This window comes from Crocosphaera watsonii WH 8501 (genome assembly GCF_000167195.1).
Taxonomy (GTDB): domain Bacteria; phylum Cyanobacteriota; class Cyanobacteriia; order Cyanobacteriales; family Microcystaceae; genus Crocosphaera; species Crocosphaera watsonii.
The window spans coordinates 18,035-39,108 of the sequence record NZ_AADV02000010.1; the positions used below are offsets into that span (position 1 = coordinate 18,035).

A 21,074-nucleotide genomic window follows, 5' to 3' on the forward strand; every position below is an offset into this window, starting at 1 on the left:
CGGAGCCTAAACCATCATCAAATCTAACTCTTCCTCTTCTGTTTTTGGAGCTTGAGGATTAAGATAGAAATCAGATAACAAGCTGAATAATTCTCTGTCTTGAGCATCATTAGGAACCACCCCTTCTGGTAGAGCTAATAACTGATCCGCAATGTTTAAATAGTAGTTACAAACATAGTCAAGAGAAGGGTCATTATCTGCCATTTCAAACAAGGTTTGTCCCTTAACCCGTGATACCCTAATATCCTCAATTAAGGGTAGAATTTCTAACACTGGCATAGGAACCCTTTGTACATATTTGTCGATTAAATCACGTTTAGAAGTACGATTACCAATTAACCCGGCCAACCGTAAAGGATGGGTACGTGCTTTTTCCCTCACCGATGCAGCAATACGGTTAGCAGCAAACAACGCATCAAACCCATTATCCGTGACAATTAAACAATATTGAGCATAGTTTAAAGGTGCAGCAAACCCACCACAAACTACGTCCCCTAATACGTCAAATAAAATGACATCGTACTCATCAAACGCATTCAGTTCCTTTAGTAGTTTAACCGTTTCTCCTACCACATAACCACCACAACCAGCCCCTGCTGGAGGCCCCCCTGCTTCTACACAGTCAACCCCTGCATATCCTTTGTAGATAACGTCTTCGGGCCAGATATTTTCGTAGTGAAAGTCTTGCTCTTGTAGGGTATCAATAATGGTGGGAATAAGAAAACCTGTCAGAGTAAATGTACTATCATGTTTGGGATCGCAGCCAATTTGTAGTACCTTTTTACCTCGTTTAGCCAATGCTGTAGAGATGTTGCAACTGGTGGTTGATTTTCCGATCCCACCTTTTCCGTAAACTGCGAGTGTTAAAGTCAAGGGTTTAGTCTCCTGCGTTCAAAATAATGCTTGTTATGACTGGGTTGTAACCTGAGTCTGTTTGTCAACCTCATTACTCGCATTATGGAACAACTAGCTATGAATTCCAAGAGGAGTTCAGAATAAATAGGCTAGTATTATCAAGTATTATTTTATAAATAAGATTAAAATAGTAAAAATTGCCTTTAAAAACTTTAAAACTCTGAAAAAGATCTTAAATAAAATTTTGTCTTCCGCATTTTAATAATTAGGAACAATATGAAAATTTTATAATTGAAGCGATCGCATATCTTCAAGACAAAATCACTAAAACTATGATTATATAAAGCTTATAGAAGTTTACTGTTGCCATAATTTTTTAGTACAAAACAGCTAAAAATTAAGTAATGTAACAAAAAAGGGTTATTTTCCCTCAGTTAAGGGACAAAAAATGATCTCAAAAAGAATTTTATAAAGAATAGTTACGATTTCTTTTCTGGGGATCAACGGCCGTTAAGCTATTATGATTATGATTATCAACACAAAAGAAAACTGTAATTTTGCCTACCTAATAGTTAGTTATATATAGGGTTTGTTGGACTCATGAGGTAAACTTAATATCTAACTCCAAACTCCTAAAACTAGAAAAATCTAGGGAGCATCCCATTTTTGTATTTAGACAGTTTAAAAGGATGCAGATACTTCGCGAAACTTATTCGCGAATAAGTTTAAATATTTACCTTCCATCAATTAATTCTGACATAATGGGGGTGTAAACATTGAGAATTATCTCATTATGACTCCATTAGAAAGACTTGAACTTGAAGCTTGTATAAACAGAGCAAGTGAAATACTTTATAAAAATGCAGACCCTGACTCTTTAGAGACTCTTGAAGACATCGAAACTGCTGTGAGGGAGCATGTTTTAGAGAATGTTAGTCCACAAATAGCCCGTCTTGGTGCGCCTTCCCTTGCGCCGTAAGACGACGCGGGTTCGCACCGCTTTTTTTATCGAAAGAAAAACAAAAACGAGAAAAGGAAGAAATCGGAAAATAAAAAGTTGTGTGGGACAATTAAAAATAACTGAAAAACAATGTGACCGCTTAGGCGTTAATCCTTATACTCGTCATAGTCCCCTTCTAGAAAAGTGTTGTTTGCTCTTAAGTGCCAATGAATCTTATCAGAATGCGGAGAAGGATATGTTATTATTAATGGGCTTTAAAGTTGGACATTCAACCCATCATCGAAAAGTCCAGAGAATCGACAATTTATTACCAGAAGTAAAACAAGGCTGTTCAGAGGTTGCTGTAGATGGAGGGAAAATCAGATTAAGAGGAGAAGACGGGGAAAAAAGTTATTGGAAAGAATATAAAACTGCTAGATTACAAGGAATATATTACGGTGCTTTTTTTCAGGATAATCAATCTTTAATCGATTGGGTTAATAGTCAGAAGTTAACTAATCCGCTTTATTATTTAGGAGATGGTCATGATGGAATTTGGAACATAATTGCTGAAATTGGGGATGAAAACCAAAGAATAGAGATTATTGACTGGTATCATTTAATGGAAAATCTCTACAAAGTTGAGGGAAAAAGATACCAACTTGAACAAGTTAAAGCTTATTTATGGATGGGGCAAACCTCGTCAGCTATTAGCTATTTACGTAACCAGGACCCGGTGGGAGGTAATCAGTTTTGCAACTATCTGATTAAACGAAAATATCGCATCATTAATTATCATTATTATAGCTGGCAAAAAATTTGTTCAATTGGCAGTGGAGCCGTAGAGTCAGCCGTAAAACAAATAGCACATCGTGTGAAAATAACTGGCGCACAATGGAAAGCTAAAACCGTTAATAATATTCTATCAATAAGTTGTGCCTATCTCAATGGTCAACTAGCTATTTAATTCTAATTAAATAATAAAAATGAAGACAAGTAGAGTAGAACTTCGCGTATTATAGTAGCGAATTAATTTCGCATGGAGTTCAATATTTATGGGACGTAGAGGATATGTCGAGACTGAACAGGACAAATTAGATAGAATACAAAGATTAACCGAAGCTATTGCTGAAATAGAGTCATATTTACAGTTTTTTGATGATAAGGGAAAACAAGCTGAAGATGGTTGTTGGGTAGTTCGTTATCAAGTGAGGCAAAAAGAAAAAATTTATTGGTATTACAAGTTACAAGCAGATAGACCCATATTTGAACAGAAAAATGGTGAATCTCTCAGTAAATATCAACATTTGGGCAAAGGTGGCACAATTGCCCATGTCGATGCTGTCATGGGAGTCCTCAGAAGAACCATTGTTAACGAATTACAGTCTTCCCTTGTTTCTTTGAAAAGCTGTGTCGTTGATATCGCTTATGATGAAGAACATAAAAGTAGATAATCAAAAAATTATTTCGCGATTAAATTCCGCGAATAATGCTTTATTTCTCCAAAAATGGGATGCTCCCTTTTAGCCTCGAAGAAATATTAGACAAAAACTTCCTCCCCAATGATCAAAGAACAGTCTTATTAGAAAATGAAGTTTCTAATTCAAAAACAACCAAGGATGATTAACTATCAATAATTAAAAATGACCTTGGCCTGATATCTTCACTATGCTATATGTTAAATTAATCAATTATTAATTGACAACTTAGGTAAGGGAAAATAGTTCAACGCTGCATCTGCATCTCGTACAATATCCTCAACTTTTTGATAATTTTCCTTACTGGTAGTCATCCCCATAGTGACACTAATATAAACTTCGTAATCATTCAATTGAAAGGGACGAGAAAAACTTTCTTCAATCACCTTTACTACTTCTAAGCTACCCTCTGAATTACTAGAATGGTTTAAGATAACTCCAAATTTATTTCCTCCTAACCGTGCTAAAGTATCTTGAGAGTTGAGATATTTTTTTAATCTGTCTGAAATTTTAGTCAAAAGATTATCTGCCACCAAAGAACCATAAATATTATTAACTATTTCCAAGCTATCCAAGTCTATCAGTAAAACAGAAAAAGAAGAACTTGTATCTTCATGAGTTTTTTGTAAAGACTTTTCTAGTTCTTCAATAAATATTTGTCTGTTGGGTAAACCTGTTAAGTGATCATTACAAAACTCATGGTATAATTTTGCTTCATTATCCTTGATTAATTGTTCAATTTTTTTCACTTCACTGATATCTTTGGCAGTACAAATAATAGCCATAATGTCTTGTTGGTTAGATAAAATTGGTTGATTGGATAAAAACATAGGAACTTTTTGATTGTTTTTCTTGAGATAAGTGGTTTCTATGATTCTGTTGATACTATTCTCAACAAGAGATAAATGAAAATCTTTCTCATTTAAAATGTCAAAAATAGATCGGTTAACCAATTCCTGTTCTGAATAGTCTAATAAATTGAGAGTTGTTTGATTCACCATTAATATTTTATAGTCTTTGTCCAGTAAAATAACACTATCACGAATAGTATTGATTATGGTTTGTGTTTGCGGACAAGTAACAGGGTTGAAATCAGTAAACTCTAGATTAAGTTGTGTTAAAGCCATAAAAAAGTTATTTTTATCTTGAGGAGAGTTATTCATCAGACATAACAAGAAATATTTGCCGTTCTCAGACAGTTATCAATTCTTTCTCCCTTTAATTTTCATTCTGAGATAACCAGGAATACCCTCAAATAAAATATCACATCATTGTTATAGCACATAAAAAATAGTTTGGACAGATAGACGTTGGTAAAAGGGAACAAGGAGCAGTAGGATGTCATAACTGTCCGACTATTAATGCACAGTGTTATAAAACAGCAAAATCAATGAGAAGATGTAATTTTGCAGTTATGTTACTCAGTTAAGAAAACAGGAGCTAAAGAGAAAAACAACTGGTTTTTAACCTTCTATATTTAGTTTATAAATTAATAAATAACTTGTCTGTGAGAAAATAGAATAAAATGTAAGCCATTTTCAAACAGTGAAAAATGTTATCTGAAGAAGAAGCTTTTACTTTCGTAGAAACTATCCTAAAACCGAACTATCTCAACGATCTTCAAGGGTTGGTGTTTCGTCAGTGTTGGTTAGGGAAAACTTATCAAATGATTGCAGAAGAAAATGGCTATGATGCTGATTACATAAAGGTTGCGGGGTCTAGACTCTGGCAACTACTCTCGGATACTCTCGGGGTGAAGATCACAAAAAGTAACATTCAGACGGTTTTGAGACAGTCTTTCAATAAGACACCGTCTCTATCCATAAGTCCTTTGGGTCAACTACCTTTTTCTGATGGCACTGTACCACGAAACTCCCCACTATATATAGAACGTCCTCCCATCGAACAGCGTGCTTATGCTGAAATTATCAAACCAGCAGCTTTATTAAGAATTAAAGCACCCTCTAAAATGGGTAAAACTTCTTTAATGTTGAGAATTTTAGCCTATGCCAAAGAAAATAACTACTATACCGTTCGCTTAAACCTACAACAAGCAAATAACACCTTATTCACCCATTTAGATCCCTTTCTACGTTGGATTTGTGCTAATATTGCTCATCAGTTAAACAAAGAACCGAGACTGGATGACTATTGGGATGAAGAACTAGGGAGCAAAGTTAGTTGTAATGCTTATTTACAAGGATATATTCTCGAATCTCTTGATAATCCTTTGGTTTTAGCTATCGATGAAGTGAATCATCTTTTTGAGTATGGAGATATTGCCCAGGAATTTTTACCTCTGCTGCGTTTTTGGCATGAGGAAGGGAATAATATTGAGATTTGGCAGAATTTACGCTTAATTATTGTCCATTCCACAGAAATTTATATTCCGCTCAAATTACAACAATCTCCTTTTAATGTTGGTATTCCGATCCAACTACCCGAATTTAATTTAGAACAAGTTCAAGCTTTGGCCGAGTTTCATTCTCTTTCAAATATTATCGATAATGAAGGTAGTGAACCTTTAAAAAATTTGATGAAAATGGTGGGGGGACATCCCTATTTAATTCGTCTAGCTCTTTATCATTTATACCAAGATAAAATAACTATGAAACAATTGTTAGAAGAAGCACCCACTCCCACAGGTATCTATGATCATCATCTACAAAATCACCTAATTACTCTACAAAATAATCCTGAGCTAGCTGCTGCTTTTGCTAAAGTAATCAAAGCGAAAAAGCCTATGCAGTTAGAAACAATTATTGCTTATAAACTAGCAAGTATGGGATTAGTTAAATTGCAAGGAAAAGAAGCATTTCCTAGTTGTCAACTCTATTGTTTGTACTTTTCAGTGGTCATTTAGCAAAATAATTGACAATTGATCGTTGATAATTAAGGCTCTGTCGTTTAGACTAAACGAAAGCCCTTATTCATCTCCAGTTTTGACAATTGATCTATGTTCAACAAACCCTATTTCATTTTAATAGCATTGTTGTTAACCATGCCCTTAACCGCTTGTGGAGGAGGTAGTCAAACCTCTGACAACCCCACCCCGACAAGTAGCAGTCGTCTTGATACCATTAAACAACGAGGAACTTTGATCTGTGGGGTGAATGGGGAAGTCCCTGGGTTCAGTTTTGTGGACGAAAATGGTCAATATTCGGGGTTAGATGTGGATGTTTGTCGGGCGATCGCTGCTGCTTTGTTCGATGATCCCGAGAAGGTAGAATACCGCAAATTAAGCGCACAGGAGCGTTTTCCTGCTGTTCAATCGGGAGAAGTAGATGTTCTCAATCGTAACACTACCTGGACTATCAGTCGAGACACCACTAACGGCATGGAATTTGCCCCAACTATCTTTTATGATGGTCAAGGAATTATGGTAACAACAGCTAGTGGTGTGACGGATATACAAGGACTAGCTGGTAAATCCATCTGTGTCTTGGCAGGAACAACTACAGAGCAGAATTTAGCCGACCAAATGCGAAAAAAAGGCATAACTGACTATAATCCTGTTACCTTTGATGATGTGGACGCTCTTTATGCTGCCTATCAACAAGGACGTTGCGAAGGGGTAACAGCCGATCGCTCTCAATTAGTTGCCCGTCGCTCTATTTTACCCAATTCTAATGACCATAATATACTCAATGTGGTCTTATCAAAAGAACCTCTGGGTCCGGCGGTTAAAAATAATGATTCTGATTGGTTTGATGCAGTTAAATGGATCACATTTTCTTTGATTCAAGCCGAAGAATTTGGAATTAATTCTGAAAACTTAGCAACATTTGAAAAGAGCGAAGATCCCAATATCAGACGGTTTTTAGGGTTAGATGATAAATTAGGGGAAGGCATAGGATTACCCAACGATTTCGCTAGTCGTGTTGTTAAGCACGTTGGTAATTATGGAGAAGTTTATGATAGAAATATAGGTAAACCTTTGGGGTTAGAACGCGGACCAAATCAGTTATGGACAGAAGGGGGGTTATTATATTCTCCACCGTTTAGATAATATAGATCAAACATAGTCTTATGTCTAATATTAATCAAGAAAAGATTCCTTTTTGGCGTGATTCACGAATTATTAAAGTTGTTATACAAGTTTTAGTTATTGGTGTTATATTACTGCTCTTAGTTTTTTTTGGGAACAATCTTGTTAATAATTTTAGACAGTTGGGATTAACTTTTGGTTTCGGCTTTATTTTTGATCCTGAGTTAAATTCCCGTTTTAATATTGGTGATAGTCCCATTCCTTATCAACCAACTGATCCCTATTATCGAGCCATTTTAGTTGGCTTATTAAACTCATTAAGAGTTATGATTACTGGGATCATTTTGGCTTTTATTTTAGGGGTGATTATTGGACTAGGACGATTATCAGATAACTGGTTAGTTCAAAAAATAGCGACAGTTTATGTAGAAATAATACGCAATACTCCTTTATTACTACAACTATTTTTTTTGTATTTTGCTGTTTTTCTAAAGTTCCCTAAAATCGATGCACCTCTAATTATATTTAATTCTGTTTTTCTCTCTAATCAAGGAGTTTATGTACCTTTTCCTTTGGCTAATTTACAAACTTTTTTAGCTATCTTAACCTTATTCTTTGGTGGAGTTATTGCTTTTTTGATTTGGCGTAAACAAACCCAAACAATTATACAACAAGGAACAACTGGAAATTTTTATAATCTAGCTTTAATTGTAATTATAATTGTCTCAATTTTAACTATTATCTTAGGTTTTGATTGGGAATTTCCTAGCTATGATTCTCAAATAAAACGTATCCAAGATGGCTTGAATATTTCCCCTGAATTTGCTACCTTATTAGCGGGGTTGACCATTTACACCGCAGGGTTTATTGCTGAAGTAGTGCGCTCGGGTATTCAATCCGTTTCTAAGGGACAATGGGAAGCAGCTAAAGCGTTAGGATTAAACTCGGGTTTAGCTATGCGTTTGGTCATTTTTCCTCAAGCATTACGGGTGATGATTCCTCCTCTAACCAGTGAATTTTTAAACTTAGCTAAGAATTCTAGTTTAGCGGTTGCCATTGGTTATAATGATATTTATGCCGTATCTAATACCATTTCTAATCAAACAGGAAAATCCATCGAAATGTTATTAGTTGTTATGGCAACATATCTGATTTTTAACCTGATTATTTCTACGGTTATGAATTTGTTAAACCGCTCAGTACAACTAAAAGAAAAATAATAGGAGTGATAAAAATTAAGATGAATGAAACCATTAGTTTTCTAGTTAAGCTGACTATTATTTCCCTGATATTATCTCTAGTTATCAAATATTCAGGACTTTTGATTTCTATCCCTCCTACTGATGTTAATGCTCTGATTATAGTCATGATACTTCCCTTGACAGTTGCTTTACTTTTAGGTAAAAAAATGTTGAGTAAGGATTCTGATTCATAAGTAAAAAATAATCTCTGGAGAGGGAGAGGTAGTTTTGAAATTTTCTCAATGGGTTGGTTTTGTAATCTTAGCATTTTGTATTTACCTTCTTTGGAAAATTAGGGAGTTATTACTTTTACTGTTTACTGCTGCCATCATTGCCAATTTTCTTAATCATGGTGTTCAACTATTACAAAGAATGGGAATGAAACGGGGCTATGCAGTATTATCATCTATTCTCTTATTATTAGCAATATTGTCAGCATTTTTCTGGCTCATTATTCCCCCCTTTGCCGAACAATTACCAGAATTATTCAAGTTAGTTGCTTTAGGAATTGATCAATTAATTATCAGCACTAAAGACTTTATATCAAGGCTCGATCCAAAATTAATTGATGCTTTACCAACTAATCAAGAAATTATTGAACCATTACAACCATTATTGAAAAAAATCGCCGGTCAAGGATTATTGGTTTTTTATGCAACTTTAGGTATTCCTTTAACTTTACTATTGTTATTTGCTTTAACCTTTATGTTACTAGCTAATCCTAGTGCTTACCGTCAAGGATTTATTCGTTTATTTCCCTCATTTTATCGCCCAAAAATAAACCATATTTTGAAAGAATGCGATCGCTCATTACAAGGGGTACTAACTAGCATATTATTTCAGATGGTGATGATTTCCTTATTAAGTTTTATTGGTTTATCAATTTTAAGTATGCCCTTAACTTTGGCACAAGCAATGTTAGCAGGAATTTTAACCTTTATTCCCAATATCGGACCTGTGTTGAGTCTTATTCCACCTGTGACTATCGCTTTATTAGAAAACTCTTGGAAGTCCGTTACCGTCTTTATTCTTTATATTATCTTTTATATCGTTATTCAAATGATAGAAAATAAGTTACTAACTCCCTTAGTTATAAAAAATAGAAAATCCATATTACCTGCACTAACCTTACTCTCACAAGTATTTTTTGCTAGTTTCTTCGGTGTTTTGGGCTTCTTTTTAGCCTTACCTTTGGCCTTGGTAAGTCAAGTCTGGTTAAAAGAAGTATTAGTTAAAGATATTTTAGACCGATGGAAGGTTCACAATTCATAATTGAAAATTGAAAATTACTCTTTATCAAGCAAATAAAATACCCTGACAGCAATGCGAACAATTTCAGAAATAAACGAAAAAATTAACCAAAAAAAGGCAACAGTTTGGACTGTAGAAGAACTAAAAACACGGGTTAAAGAAATAGGAATTGATGAAGCTTTTAAAACCGTTGATGTTTTATGTAGCGGTACTTTTGAACCGATGGAGTCATCTGGGGCTATTCTTAACTTAGGTCACACCGATCCCCCCATTAAGATACGGCAATGTTGGTTAGACGGGGTTCCTGCTTATGCCGGGTTTGGGGCGGTGGATCTCTATCTAGGGGCTACTGCTATGCTTGATTATAAGGTCATCGCTGAGATCAATGATAATGATAGCCGTTCAGGAAGTGTTACTGTGGAAAGGGGTGGAGGCCATGTCATCGAAGACTTAATCGCAGGAAAACCAGTCAATCTCAAAGCTATTGGTCAAGTTACCGACTGTTATCCTCGATCCTCTTTTGAAACAACCATTACCCGTAAAACCATCAACCAGTTTTATCTATATAACCCTCGTAACCTTTATCAAAACTTTATTGTGGGGGTTAATGGTGGCGATCGCCTTCTTCATACCTATCTAGGTCCACTGCAACCCAGTTTAGGTAATGCTGTCTATTCTAACCCAGGTGCGATCGCCCCTTTATTCAACGATCCTGACTTAGAATTAATTGGCATCGGTAGTCGTATTTTTTTGGGGGGTGGTGTGGGTTATATTGCTTGGGAAGGTACTCAACATTTCCCGTTACAGAAACGCCTATCTAACCGTACCCCTATCGGTCCGGCCGCCACTTTAGCCTTAGTTGGGGATGCCAAAACCATGTCACCTGAATGGGTGAGAGGGTGTTATTTTAAGCATTATGGTCCTTCGTTGATGTTGGGGGTGGGTATTCCTTTTCCTGTGTTGGATCGTAAAGTGATCGAACATTGTGCCGTTGGGGATAAAGATGTGGTTGCACCGGTGATTGATTTTTCTATTCCCCGTCGGGTACGTCCTACCTTTGGTTTAGTCAGTTATGGTCAACTAAAAACAGGCCGTATGACTATTGAAGGGAGAAGTATTCGGGTTGCACCCTTAGCGAGTATTGCCTTATCTCGTAAAGTAGCGCAAGAGTTGAAAAGTTGGATTGAAAAAGGAGAGTTTACTTTAACCGATCCCGTTGCTCCTTTGCCCAAAGATCGGACATTTATGGCACAAGATTTATGGGGATCTAAAATGACTTTAGATTAGATTGGGAATCACTTCCATTACCGAAAAAACCTCCCATCACCCTGTCAAACCTCAAAGTAATGTTTTTGGTTTCAATAACACCGAAGCACACGAAATATTTCCTCAAGGTGGAGCATTAACACAGATTGTCATCCCTATTGAGACTTTTGATACTTATGCAGATCAACTACAACGCCACGATATAGACGATGATTTTCGGAGTAAAAATCATGTGAATTTGTTACCAACTGGGATGAAAGAAATTAAAGATTATCTAAAACAAATATTGGCCTTAGCAATATACAACCCAACTTGGTTACAACAACCTCATATTGAGCAACTGATAAGCGATGATTTTGTTCCTTTGTTAATTAGTCAGATTCCCATCAAATTGAATTCCAAGTCTTTCGTAAAACCTTCCCGAAGAGCAAAGTTGATTATCCAAGCAGAAAAACAAATATTAAACAGTTTAGAAAAACCTCTCACCTTAAAACAACTAGCTGAAAACTTAGGATCTAGCAGTTCCGCCTTATCCTATGGGTTTAAGGACTTATTTGGGATGAGTCCCATGCGCTATATTAAAGTTAGACGACTTAATGCAGTACGACAACACCTGAAGGTAAGGGATCGAAAACGAATTACTATCGCTAGAGTTGCTAATCAGTTTGGTTTCTGGAGTTTAGGTCATTTTATTAGAGATTATCAAGCTATGTTTGGGGAGTTACCATCACAAACAGAACAAAACTAGACAGTTTTTAATCATTTTTCTCATCTTTTCCCTGTTCCCTTATATTCATAGTTAATGCTCACAACTGATAACTATTAGAGAGTATTTGTTAAGTCAATCTTAAGTCTTTTGATCCCCCCTAACCCCCCTACTCCCCTCTGTAAGGGGGGAACTAAAGGGGGGATCACTAAGGGGGCAAATGATGAAACTTCCCCCTTAGTAAGGGGGATTGAGGGGGATCATTTTTTCTTTACAAATACTCTCTTAAACCTGTTTTTGATAGGCTAAATAAACCGCTTCTAAAAAAAGATTGCTAGTAGTTCCTTCTGGTATTTCTTGAAGACCAATAATATCTTTAACTTGATAGGCTAATTTTCGTGCTAATTCCATTCTCGCCTCAGTAAACATTTCATCTCTTCGTTGTAAATATCTGCGAAGGGCGGCAAAATCTTCAGGTAATAATCTAGATAAATCTGTGTTATTTTGTAGATATTTAGTTAAGTTTTCTGCCTCTTGTGAAACAGTTAAATCTGTGCCTTTTTTGCCTTTTGCTTCTTGAATAATCAGGGTTCCTGCTACCCAGTCGCCAATGCGTTTTTCTCGTTTACCCAAAATTACAAACAACAGCCCCAAAAAGAATAAATCATCAACGGGTTTGAATAAAGCGCGTAGGGTTGCTTGTTGTAAAGTAATAGGTCTACCATTATCTTGAATTACTCGAATTTTAACAAACCTTTTTCCTGGAGTTTCACCTTGCCATAGGGTTTCAAACAAAACAAAATAACCCACATAAGTTGCAAAAATAATGAAAAATTGAATCGCTAAGATCCATAGACTAACTTGTTCTTCTTCGATACCAAAAAGACTAGAAATAATAGGAATATTGAATAAAAAGAAAGCAGCAATAATCAATAAGATCGTGATAATTAGACCTAAAATAATCATATCAATGACGAAAGCATAGACACGGTTGCCAATTCCTGCTAAGGTAAACTCTAACTCAACACTTTCGGGAGTTTCTATTTTAAATTGATTGAAAAAATCCATAGTTTTGAAGATATATTAGTAAGAATAGTTGAGAGCATACCACTTTTTTAGGAATTAAATTGAATCACGAAGTTGTATATCAATCCCTTCTTTACGAGTCCGTAAATCGTAATAAAGTACAGCTTTAATTGCTTGCCAAAAAGGAACTAAGAAAGCAGAGAAAGAAAAAGAAAGTATTAAAGATAAGGGTAAATAAATAAGTCCGAAAATAGTAGAATCAGGGGTAAAAACTGCCATTAGTAGCAAGCGTATCAAACTATCAATTAATTGTAGCACTAAGGAGACAGGAATCGCTATTAAAAAAGCAATAAAAGTAATTAATATAATTCGCCCAATAAATTGTTTAGTTAGTTGCCAACTACGATTGATTGCCTTAGTTGATGAAGATTGATTTTCAACAGCTATAGCTAAATCTGCTAGATATAATCGAGAATTAAGCCAGAATAAACTAACAATAAAAATCATCAATGCTAGTATTCCAAAAATACCAAAAAATACCCACAAAAACCAGGAATTAATCTGAGTAGCAATCGCTACTAAAATACCAAAAATAAATAAAAAGGATATATACCATCCCAAGAAGATTAAACCAATTAAGAATGCAGTTCCAAAAAACGTCCACAAACGGGGATTAATATGACGACGCGCGTCTCTAACACTTTCTGGTTGTCCACTAACTTCTCCATAAGCTAAACGGGATAATAAACCAGAAATAGCCATGAATTTTGCCCATCCATAAATGGGGACAATTAACCAACAATAGGCAAGTAGGCCTAACCTATAATAGACAACAAAGCGATCGCGATAAATACGAGCAGCAGCATTAATGATATTACCAACACTCAAAGGGCCAGGAGATTGGTAATCTGGAGAAGGGTTAGACATCAGAGATAATCAGGAAAAAAATGCAGAAAAGCAACCTATGATTATGTTAAGGCAAGTTACTTTGACATACTCCCCCGTTACAACGCAGTTTAACGGGGGATTCTTTCCACATCGCTGTTGGAAATTCCTTGTTCAACGAGACGACTTAAATCCTTAATGTTGCCATTAAGAACCCAGAGGTCGGACTCTCCCAAGGCGTTGGGGTCGGTTTGTGTATGCCCTACACTACCGTTGAGATAATTTCCCAAATATTTCAACCCTTTTTTTAGAATATTAATTGCTGCGTTATGATCCCTATCTAAGACTGCTTTACAGTTAGGACATTGATGAGTTCTGGTACTTAATGATTTTTGAACTCTTGTGCTACAAACTGAACAATCTTGAGTTGTAAAATGGGGAGGCACAGCAACACAAACGACGCGATAAATCTTCGCAAAATAATTCAACCATTCAGTGAATTGATACCAAGACGCATCACTAATTGATTTAGCAAGTTTACGGTTTTTAACCAAGTTTCTAACTTTTAAAGCTTCATAGACCACCAGATCATTAGACTGGACTAACGCCAAAGCATCTTTAATTGCTCTGTCTTTACGTTGTCTTGATACTTTAAGATGAAGCTTGGCAACTTTAACCCGTTGCTTGTGATAGTTGTTAGACTGTTTCTTTCCTTTACGGAACCGTTTTGATAATCGTCTTTGTGCTTTTTTAAGACGCTTTTCTGACTTTCTTAAATAGCGTGGATTATCAACAGTATTACCTTGGGCATCAGTATAAAACTCTTTTAAGCCCAAGTCAATTCCTGTTACTTGTCCCGTTGGTTCATGGTTTTCTTGACGTTCTACATCAATAAGAAACTGGCAATAATAACCGTCACAACGTCTCACAACTCTTACCCGTCTAATCTGTTGTTCTGAATAATAAACTAACGTTCTTTGACTACACCATAGATCAAATTCCCCTGCTTTAAATCCATCGGTGAATTTAATTTTACGTCTGTCATCAGATAGCTTATATCCCGTTAGTTTATACTCAACAGAACGAGTGTATTTTTTAAACCGAGGAAAACCTTTTTTGCCTGATATCTTGGCACGACAATTTTGATAAAATCTATTAATAGACTGCCATGCCCGATCAGCAGCGGATTGACGGGCTTGAGAGTTTAATAAAGTCACCCAAGGGGTGTCTTTATTTTTCGCTAATTGAGAACAAAGCTTTTGGAGGTCATTACGGGTTGTCCCTTTATTATCCATCCAATAACGAACACAGGTATTCCGCACAAACTGAGACGTTCTAATGGCTTCATCCAGTCTCTGGTATTGCTGTGGTGTTCCGTTTTTCAGTTTAGCTTCTACAACTAGCATTTATGAATCTTCGACCTTGGATAAACTAAGTTTAACACAGTTTACATAAAAGTGCAAGAATTAAAATCGTTGCTTTGCGTTAATTTATTGGTCGGATTTCATCCCCCGCTAATTTTAGTTAGCATTTTGTGGAAAAATGTAGCAGGGGCATTCATCCGACATTTTAGGTAAATTTAGGAAAAATATAATGAAAATTCAACTTTGGATTGCACGACGGGAACCCTATTGGCAAAGACTGGATTTCCTGTTAAAAAAAATCGAAAAAAAAGGCATTAAATCTTTAAAAGCCTCAGAAATTCAAGAACTATCAGCACTGTATCGCTCTGTATCCGCCGATCTCGCCCGTGCTAAAACCTTCAAAGTCGGGACTATTCTCATTGAAGACTTACACAAGTTAACCACCCGTGCTTATAGTCAAGTTTACCAAGCACCCCGTGGTCAAGACTGGGGGGGTATTTGGAGATTTTACCGTTGGGGTTTCCCTGAAACGGTGCAGAAAACCTGGCCATATACAACGATCGCAACTCTCACCTTTATTGTCGGTGGGTTGATCGCTTGGTGGTATGCTTGGAGCGATCCTAATTTTATCGCGATGGTAGCTCCTCCAGAGTTAATCACCAAAGTTCGGGATGATCAAGAGTTATGGATGGGATCAATTATTGGGGTGGAACCCCTAGCCTCCAGTGGCATCATGATTAATAATATGTCAGTGTCCTTTAGAGTGGTTAGTGGTGGTATTGTTGCTGGTATTTTGACCCTATTTATTCTGTTTTATAACGGTTTACTCATCGGCACCATTGCCACGCTTGTGGGACAAAATAATTTAGCCTATCCTTTCTGGGCCTTTGTCTTTCCTCATGGTTCCCTGGAATTACCCGCCATCTTTTTATCAGGAGGGGCCGGCTTATTGATTGCTAGAGCGTTACTGTTTCCAGGGCAATATAAACGGGCCGATGCCTTGAAAATCTACGGATTACAAGCAGCACAACTGGTTTTTGGGATTGTTCCTCTATTATTCATTGCAGGAATTATTGAGGGCTTTTTTTCCCCTAACCCTTCTGTCCCCGATCCCCTTAAATATGTTGCTGGTTTACTGTTGTTTATACTTTTGATCCAATATTGTAGTTTAAGCAAAGGCACGAGTAGCAGTTCAATTACTCCGCAGTGACTGACGGGGAGAGGGTTTAGCTTAACTATAATGGGTAGTGCTATGAATCGCCCTAGTGCAGCTTGGCGAAAGTAATCCACCAGATTTTTACAGAAACTTTCGTGACTAGCCACGACAATGTGTTTCAATGAAACTAACGGAAGAATCTCGAAGTTGATGTCCATGATAAAAGCATTGCCAATTAACCTCTCCAACCTACAGAAAACAGTACTCCAACAAATAGTGAGAGGGACAACAAACCCCTATCGCCTTGTTAGACGAGCCAAGCTAATCTTAGCCGCAGCATCAGGAGAGAGCAATAGTTCGATTAGTCGAAGATTAGAATTAGACCGAGTACAAGTGCGTCAGTGGCGATCGCGATGGTTTGAGGAGAGAGAAAAACTGAGTGCCGCCGAAGAACAACAGGTAACGGAGAAAGCATTAATGGTCTTGATCAAAGGAATTTTAAGCGATCGCCCAAGACCTGGAACAACAAAATCCTTTACGGTCGAACAAGTAGTCCAGATTGTAGCGATCGCTTGTGAAGAATGTGAAAAATCAGACAGACCAGTGAGCCATTGGACACCTTCAGAGTTGGCGGATGAAGCCATAAAAAGAGGAATTGTCGAAAAGATTTCCCCCCGTAGTGTGGGGCGTTTTTTAAAAAGAAGCGACATTACACCACATCTCGTTCGTTACTGGTTAAATGCCAAAATTGATGATCCCTTAAAATTTAAAAAGCAAGTCAAATATATCTGTGAACTTCATCAAGAAGCTAAAACTTTGTTAGAACAAGGAATTCATTTAATTAGTACAGATGAAATGACAGGGATTCAAGCTCTTGAGAGATTATTTCCGAACAAAAGAATCAAGCCTAAACAAGTAGAAAAAATCGAATTTGAATATGAAAGACACGGAACTTTAAGCTTGATTGCGAACTGGGATGTGGCAAGAGGAAAAGTTGTTAGTCCCTCTATTGGACCGACAAGAACAGAACAAGATTTTTCTGAACATATCCAGAGAACGATTAAGATTGATGAAAAAGCAGAATGGATTTTTATTGTAGATAAACTCAACACTCATAAATCGGAAAGCTTAGTCAAATTAGTAGCAGAAAGCTGTGGAATTACTATTGATTTGGGGAGAAAAGGAAAGGAGGGGATTTTGCAATCTATGGACAGCAGAGCAGATTTTTTATCAGATGAATCTCATCGAATTCGCTTTGTTTATATTCCCAAACATACATCGTGGCTTAATCAAATTGAGTGTTGGTTTTCGATCTTAGTCCGGCGTTTACTCAAAAGAATTACTGTCCGTTCAACTGAAGAACTATCCCAAAAAATTCTCAATTTTATTGATTACTTTAATCAACATTTTGCTAAGCCGTTCGTTTGGAAATTTAAGGGCTTTAAAGATCATAAGTGACTGGTAGATTATTTTTGCTAAGCTGCACTAGCCAGAATGTACCAAAAAATTCAGCTACATATTTTTTGTTCATGATTCAATTTTCTATGAACTTTCGTTGAAATTGACTACAAGTTATCAGTAATTTTCCTTAAATGCAAGGTCATTAATGATTTTTCCAGATTTCTTTAACATTCAGTCATATCGAAGGGCTTTTTAGGTTAAGAAATAAGTTATTATGTTAATTTTTTATTAATCAACTATTTACCAATACAAAAACGACTAAAAATCCTGTCTAAAACAGATTCTGTGATCTCTTCTCCTGTAATTTCTCCTAATGCTTGAATAGCGGAGCGTAAGTCAATAGTCCAGAAATCTAAGGGTAATTCTTCCTTGATAGTGGTTTGTACTTGTTCTAGGGAAATTTTGGCACGGGTTAGGGCTGCCGATTGTCTTTGGTTAATGGCAAAGTCTAGGTTACTAGCTGTTAATTTATCCTGATGTATGGCTTTTAAAATAGCTGTTTCTAAGGCTTCGATTCCTTGATTATTGGCAGCAGAAGTCTTGACAATTTCGCTAATTTGTGTTGGAAATTGAGCTAAATCTGGGGTGGCTAAATCAATTTTGTTAATTACTAAAATAACGGGACGATGCTCTATTGCCTGATAAATTTCATTGTCTTGATTACTCCATACCACAGTAGCATCAACGGTGAGTAAAACGAGATCCGCTTGACTGGCCGCTAACTGCGATCGCTCAACCCCTATTTTTTCTACTTGATCCGTTGTTTGACGGATACCTGCTGTGTCTAAGACTTGGATGGGGATACCCCCTACCACTAACTGGGACTCGATAACATCCCTGGTTGTGCCTGGTAAGTCGGTGACAATGGCGCGATCGCTACGACTCCAAGCGTTTAATAAGCTTGATTTTCCCACATTGGGACGACCAACTATAGCTACTTTTAAACCATTGCGCAATAGTTCCCCTCGCTCTGCGGTGTTTAAAATGGTCTGTACTTGCTCTAAAATCGTCTCTAAGCCCTGAGAGATGGCTTTTTTATCTAAAGGTGGTAAATCTTCTTCAAAGTCGATCCTGGCCTCAATTTCGGCGAGAATATCTAGGCAATGATGGCGTAATTTTTGCAGGGGTTGAGCGAGTTTTCCCTGTAACCCGGCCAGTGCCATTTGGGATGCTTGTTGTGATCGCGCGCCGACTAATTCGCTGATGCTTTCAGCCTGGGTGAGATCGATTCTACCATTTAGGAAAGCACGCAAGGTAAATTCTCCGGGTTGGGCTAAGGTAGCACCTTGTTCAATACATAACTGTAACACCTGTTGCACGGGCATAATACCCCCATGACAGTGAAACTCTATCACATCTTCACGGGTGTAGGAACGAGGAGCTAACATGATTAATAGTAAGGCTTCATCGATCACCTGTTGGCTTTGGGGATGACGAATATAACCGTAAAGGATGGAATGAGACTGCCATTTTGGGTTTCCTGGGGCGATAAATAGGGTTTTAGCGATACTCAGAGCTTTATTTCCCGATAAACGAATGATACCAATGCTTCCCTGTTGAGGGACAATGGCCGTGGCGATCGCTGCGATGGTTTCTCCTTGAGTTATAATTTTTGTCATTATTGAAGTAAAAATATTATCTAAAAATGTCTATGTTTAAAGAAGAAAACCCCTTAAAAGGAGAAGCTTTGATTAAAGAAGTTTGTCGTCGTATTCGAGTTGCCAGAAGCTACTGGGATGCTCATAATAATAGAGCTTGTCGACGAGAAAGAGAAAAGGCATTACTATTATATAATCGTTTAAGTAAACAAGAAAAAGAAAAAATACCCCAAGTGTTGAGAGTTTGGCTGCGTTATCGGAGTGAAAAGTATTTTGGCTCTCATCAAACCCCACCACGAAAAAAGAAGAAGAAGAGAAAATGAGGCAATAAGTATTAAAAATAAAAAAGCTTGTAGTGAAGGCTTAAGCCTTCACTACAAGCTTTTTCTGTCCTAAAGGACTTACTACAGACATAGGTTAATTTGTGTTTATCTAGTCCATGATAAAATAATAATATATAATACTTTAATTCCAATTTTATTGATAAATTAATTAATAAAACTAACAGGATAATAAATCCATTGTTGATTTTCCTTGTTTAATTTTCCTTGTATAAATTTTGCTCCTTTTAAGTCTTTTAAACAGTAGTTTATCATAGAAATAGGACGATTTAAGCGAGCGCTCAATATTTTTGCAGTTATCCCTTCAGGATGGGTTGAGACTAAGTTCATAACTCTCTCTTTTGTTGTGAGACCGGGGGTTGAAGAAATAATAGTAAATGACAAGGTTAAGTCTACTAATTTGTTCAAATAGTACAGTTTCTATGACATCTAAAATTTTCACAATGTTCCAAATTAATTAATTAATGAACAGGGATAAATAATCAACAACTTCATGATAGACTAAGATAAACTTATTTTTGTTCCTGGCATGAATTACAAAATCAATAGTGTTGACCAATACCTTTAATACTTAGTCGATAATCACAGTTTGCTTGTTTTAAAATCCACTTAACATAGGTATTACTATTAGGGCCGGGAAAGTATCGATAAGAGTAATTATAAGGATAAATAATCGGACTATTTTCAATAGTTTCAGCTAGTTTATTCCCTAAAGTATCTGTCCAGATAGTTTCGCACCAACTTGCCCCATTACCAACCCCATTTTCAGAGGGCATTAAATTTTTATGTAAGTGACCCCAACTATCTTGAGAAAGAGACTGAGTTTGCCAAACTTCCCATCGATCTTTTTGCTTTCCTCTGATAATAACATACCAGTAATGAACGGCAATAAAACCAATAAAAGGTATTTTAGCGGCTCGTAGTTCAACAACTGTTTCCATAGTCTTTTGAGGGTGAAAGGTTAAAGATACGTTATTAATTAGAATATCATCTTTTCCATAATAATATCCCGATATTCCCTGTGTTACTCAACCTTTGTTAATGATATAATAGAGATACTGGTAACCAATAAAGTTGAGCAAAGATTTATGAGCTTAAATGTTGTTAATTTAGTGGGACGTGTCGGCTTTGATCCCGAAGTCAGATATTTTGAATCAGGAAAAGTAAAATGTACTTTTACCTTAGCAGTTAATCGTCGTTCTCGTAATAGTGATGAGCCGGACTGGTTTAATTTAGAGATGTGGGATAAAACAGCAGAAGTAGCAGCTAATTATGTCAAGAAAGGTCGTTTAATTGCTGTTCAAGGTTCCTTAAAAATCGAAAAATGGACAGATAGAAACACAAATGCTGAACGTTCTAAACCTGTTATTAATGTTTCTCGTTTAGATTTATTGGGTTCTAAAAGAGATAATGAGCCTGGTTTAGTCAGTGGTTATTCAGGAGGAAACGATGAGTTTTAATGGATAAAAAATATCTGAATTTTCTAACTATCTAAAACAAAGTAAATAGTATAAATAA

Annotated in this window: 19 protein-coding genes and 2 pseudogenes; 13 read left to right on the forward strand and 8 right to left on the reverse strand. The window is 36.4% G+C overall.

The window, feature by feature from the left end:
• Nucleotides 1-6: 6 nt before the first annotated feature.
• Nucleotides 7-873, reverse strand: coding sequence for a ferredoxin:protochlorophyllide reductase (ATP-dependent) iron-sulfur ATP-binding protein (gene bchL / locus CWATDRAFT_RS12435; protein WP_007305348.1), 867 nt, complete (start codon nt 871-873; stop codon nt 7-9).
• Nucleotides 874-1,648: 775 nt separating this feature from the next.
• Between bchL and CWATDRAFT_RS12445 the strand changes: the two are divergent.
• Together CWATDRAFT_RS12445 and CWATDRAFT_RS12450 are read left to right on the forward strand one after the other, a co-directional pair.
• Nucleotides 1,649-2,762, forward strand: a pseudogene (locus tag CWATDRAFT_RS12445) (ISKra4 family transposase).
• A gap of 88 nt (nt 2,763-2,850) precedes the next feature.
• Nucleotides 2,851-3,249, forward strand: coding sequence for a hypothetical protein (locus CWATDRAFT_RS12450; protein ID WP_007305350.1), 399 nt, complete (start codon nt 2,851-2,853; stop codon nt 3,247-3,249).
• A gap of 233 nt (nt 3,250-3,482) precedes the next feature.
• On the opposite strand, the gene CWATDRAFT_RS12455 is transcribed toward CWATDRAFT_RS12450, so the two are convergent.
• The gene (locus tag CWATDRAFT_RS12455; protein WP_007305351.1) at nt 3,483-4,436 is read right to left on the reverse strand and encodes a sensor domain-containing diguanylate cyclase; all 954 of its coding nucleotides are present in this window, start codon (nt 4,434-4,436) and stop codon (nt 3,483-3,485) included.
• Nucleotides 4,437-4,825: 389 nt separating this feature from the next.
• Here CWATDRAFT_RS12455 and CWATDRAFT_RS12460 point away from each other — a divergent pair, with 389 nt between their 5' ends.
• The 6 genes from CWATDRAFT_RS12460 (at nt 4,826) to CWATDRAFT_RS12490 (ending at nt 11,767) form a co-directional block, all read left to right on the forward strand.
• A complete protein-coding gene (locus CWATDRAFT_RS12460) occupies nt 4,826-6,136 on the forward strand; it encodes an AAA-like domain-containing protein (RefSeq protein ID WP_007305352.1) in 1,311 nt (436 codons plus the stop codon).
• A gap of 93 nt (nt 6,137-6,229) precedes the next feature.
• Nucleotides 6,230-7,282 carry an amino acid ABC transporter substrate-binding protein gene (locus tag CWATDRAFT_RS12465; protein ID WP_007305353.1) on the forward strand — a complete coding sequence of 351 codons (1,053 nt, stop codon included), beginning with the start codon at nt 6,230-6,232 and terminating at the stop codon, nt 7,280-7,282.
• Nucleotides 7,283-7,302: 20 nt separating this feature from the next.
• Nucleotides 7,303-8,481, forward strand: a complete 1,179-nt coding sequence (locus tag CWATDRAFT_RS12470) for an amino acid ABC transporter permease (protein WP_007305354.1) — start codon at nt 7,303-7,305, stop codon at nt 8,479-8,481.
• Nucleotides 8,482-8,730: 249 nt separating this feature from the next.
• Nucleotides 8,731-9,774, forward strand: a complete 1,044-nt coding sequence (locus tag CWATDRAFT_RS12480) for an AI-2E family transporter (RefSeq protein ID WP_007305355.1) — start codon at nt 8,731-8,733, stop codon at nt 9,772-9,774.
• 51 nt (nt 9,775-9,825) lie between these two features.
• Nucleotides 9,826-11,040 (forward strand): homocysteine biosynthesis protein, encoded by a 1,215-nt coding sequence (locus tag CWATDRAFT_RS12485; RefSeq protein ID WP_007305356.1) that lies wholly within the window; start codon nt 9,826-9,828, stop codon nt 11,038-11,040.
• Nucleotide 11,041: 1 nt separating this feature from the next.
• Nucleotides 11,042-11,767 (forward strand): helix-turn-helix domain-containing protein, encoded by a 726-nt coding sequence (locus tag CWATDRAFT_RS12490; RefSeq protein WP_007305357.1) that lies wholly within the window; start codon nt 11,042-11,044, stop codon nt 11,765-11,767.
• Between the two features lie 243 nt (nt 11,768-12,010).
• Here CWATDRAFT_RS12490 and CWATDRAFT_RS12495 read toward each other — a convergent pair whose 3' ends face one another.
• From CWATDRAFT_RS12495 to CWATDRAFT_RS12505, 3 genes are all read right to left on the reverse strand, one after another.
• Entirely contained in the window at nt 12,011-12,793 is a 783-nt protein-coding gene (locus CWATDRAFT_RS12495; protein WP_007305358.1) for an RDD family protein, read from the reverse strand.
• Between the two features lie 54 nt (nt 12,794-12,847).
• Entirely contained in the window at nt 12,848-13,678 is an 831-nt protein-coding gene (locus tag CWATDRAFT_RS12500) for a hypothetical protein (RefSeq protein WP_007305359.1), read from the reverse strand.
• An 89-nt stretch (nt 13,679-13,767) separates the two neighbouring features.
• Complete coding sequence (locus CWATDRAFT_RS12505; protein WP_007305360.1) at nt 13,768-15,042, reverse strand: RNA-guided endonuclease InsQ/TnpB family protein; 1,275 nt, start codon at nt 15,040-15,042, stop codon at nt 13,768-13,770.
• A gap of 187 nt (nt 15,043-15,229) precedes the next feature.
• On the opposite strand from CWATDRAFT_RS12505, the gene CWATDRAFT_RS12510 reads away from it, so the two are divergent.
• From CWATDRAFT_RS12510 to CWATDRAFT_RS39760, 3 genes and pseudogenes are all read left to right on the forward strand, one after another.
• The gene (locus tag CWATDRAFT_RS12510) at nt 15,230-16,210 is read left to right on the forward strand and encodes a stage II sporulation protein M (RefSeq protein ID WP_007305361.1); all 981 of its coding nucleotides are present in this window, start codon (nt 15,230-15,232) and stop codon (nt 16,208-16,210) included.
• Nucleotides 16,211-16,327: 117 nt separating this feature from the next.
• Nucleotides 16,328-16,908, forward strand: a pseudogene (locus tag CWATDRAFT_RS39755) (helix-turn-helix domain-containing protein).
• Between the two features lie 64 nt (nt 16,909-16,972).
• Nucleotides 16,973-17,614 (forward strand): transposase, encoded by a 642-nt coding sequence (locus CWATDRAFT_RS39760; protein ID WP_007303468.1) that lies wholly within the window; start codon nt 16,973-16,975, stop codon nt 17,612-17,614.
• A gap of 239 nt (nt 17,615-17,853) precedes the next feature.
• Here CWATDRAFT_RS39760 and mnmE read toward each other — a convergent pair whose 3' ends face one another.
• On the reverse strand, nt 17,854-19,236 hold the full coding sequence (gene mnmE, locus CWATDRAFT_RS12520; RefSeq protein WP_007305363.1) for a tRNA uridine-5-carboxymethylaminomethyl(34) synthesis GTPase MnmE: 1,383 nt from the start codon (nt 19,234-19,236) through the stop codon (nt 17,854-17,856).
• 26 nt (nt 19,237-19,262) lie between these two features.
• On the opposite strand from mnmE, the gene CWATDRAFT_RS12525 reads away from it, so the two are divergent.
• Entirely contained in the window at nt 19,263-19,538 is a 276-nt protein-coding gene (locus CWATDRAFT_RS12525; protein ID WP_007305364.1) for a hypothetical protein, read from the forward strand.
• Between the two features lie 165 nt (nt 19,539-19,703).
• On the opposite strand, the gene CWATDRAFT_RS12530 is transcribed toward CWATDRAFT_RS12525, so the two are convergent.
• Nucleotides 19,704-19,886, reverse strand: a complete 183-nt coding sequence (locus CWATDRAFT_RS12530; RefSeq protein ID WP_007310775.1) for a hypothetical protein — start codon at nt 19,884-19,886, stop codon at nt 19,704-19,706.
• Between the two features lie 212 nt (nt 19,887-20,098).
• On the reverse strand, nt 20,099-20,497 hold the full coding sequence (locus CWATDRAFT_RS12535; RefSeq protein ID WP_007305366.1) for a DUF3750 domain-containing protein: 399 nt from the start codon (nt 20,495-20,497) through the stop codon (nt 20,099-20,101).
• A gap of 147 nt (nt 20,498-20,644) precedes the next feature.
• On the opposite strand from CWATDRAFT_RS12535, the gene CWATDRAFT_RS12540 reads away from it, so the two are divergent.
• Entirely contained in the window at nt 20,645-21,016 is a 372-nt protein-coding gene (locus CWATDRAFT_RS12540) for a single-stranded DNA-binding protein (RefSeq protein WP_007305367.1), read from the forward strand.
• Nucleotides 21,017-21,074: the final 58 nt, after the last annotated feature.

Excerpts from the sequence above, each read along its gene's own strand:
- CWATDRAFT_RS12460 (WP_007305352.1), top strand. The coding sequence starts at position 4,826 with ATGTTATCTGAAGAAGAAGCTTTTACTTTCGTAGAAACTATCCTAAAA.
- CWATDRAFT_RS12470 (WP_007305354.1), top strand. The coding sequence starts at position 7,303 with ATGTCTAATATTAATCAAGAAAAGATTCCTTTTTGGCGTGATTCACGA.
- CWATDRAFT_RS12525 (WP_007305364.1), top strand. The coding sequence starts at position 19,263 with ATGTCTATGTTTAAAGAAGAAAACCCCTTAAAAGGAGAAGCTTTGATT.
- CWATDRAFT_RS12505 (WP_007305360.1), bottom strand. The coding sequence starts at position 15,042 with ATGCTAGTTGTAGAAGCTAAACTGAAAAACGGAACACCACAGCAATAC.
- mnmE (WP_007305363.1), bottom strand. The coding sequence starts at position 19,236 with ATGACAAAAATTATAACTCAAGGAGAAACCATCGCAGCGATCGCCACG.
- CWATDRAFT_RS12485 (WP_007305356.1), top strand. The coding sequence starts at position 9,826 with ATGCGAACAATTTCAGAAATAAACGAAAAAATTAACCAAAAAAAGGCA.
- CWATDRAFT_RS12465 (WP_007305353.1), top strand. The coding sequence starts at position 6,230 with ATGTTCAACAAACCCTATTTCATTTTAATAGCATTGTTGTTAACCATG.
- CWATDRAFT_RS12455 (WP_007305351.1), bottom strand. The coding sequence starts at position 4,436 with ATGAATAACTCTCCTCAAGATAAAAATAACTTTTTTATGGCTTTAACA.
- CWATDRAFT_RS12450 (WP_007305350.1), top strand. The coding sequence starts at position 2,851 with ATGGGACGTAGAGGATATGTCGAGACTGAACAGGACAAATTAGATAGA.
- CWATDRAFT_RS12500 (WP_007305359.1), bottom strand. The coding sequence starts at position 13,678 with ATGTCTAACCCTTCTCCAGATTACCAATCTCCTGGCCCTTTGAGTGTT.
- CWATDRAFT_RS12535 (WP_007305366.1), bottom strand. The coding sequence starts at position 20,497 with ATGGAAACAGTTGTTGAACTACGAGCCGCTAAAATACCTTTTATTGGT.
- CWATDRAFT_RS12540 (WP_007305367.1), top strand. The coding sequence starts at position 20,645 with ATGAGCTTAAATGTTGTTAATTTAGTGGGACGTGTCGGCTTTGATCCC.
- CWATDRAFT_RS12510 (WP_007305361.1), top strand. The coding sequence starts at position 15,230 with ATGAAAATTCAACTTTGGATTGCACGACGGGAACCCTATTGGCAAAGA.
- CWATDRAFT_RS12530 (WP_007310775.1), bottom strand. The coding sequence starts at position 19,886 with ATGAACTTAGTCTCAACCCATCCTGAAGGGATAACTGCAAAAATATTG.
- CWATDRAFT_RS12495 (WP_007305358.1), bottom strand. The coding sequence starts at position 12,793 with ATGGATTTTTTCAATCAATTTAAAATAGAAACTCCCGAAAGTGTTGAG.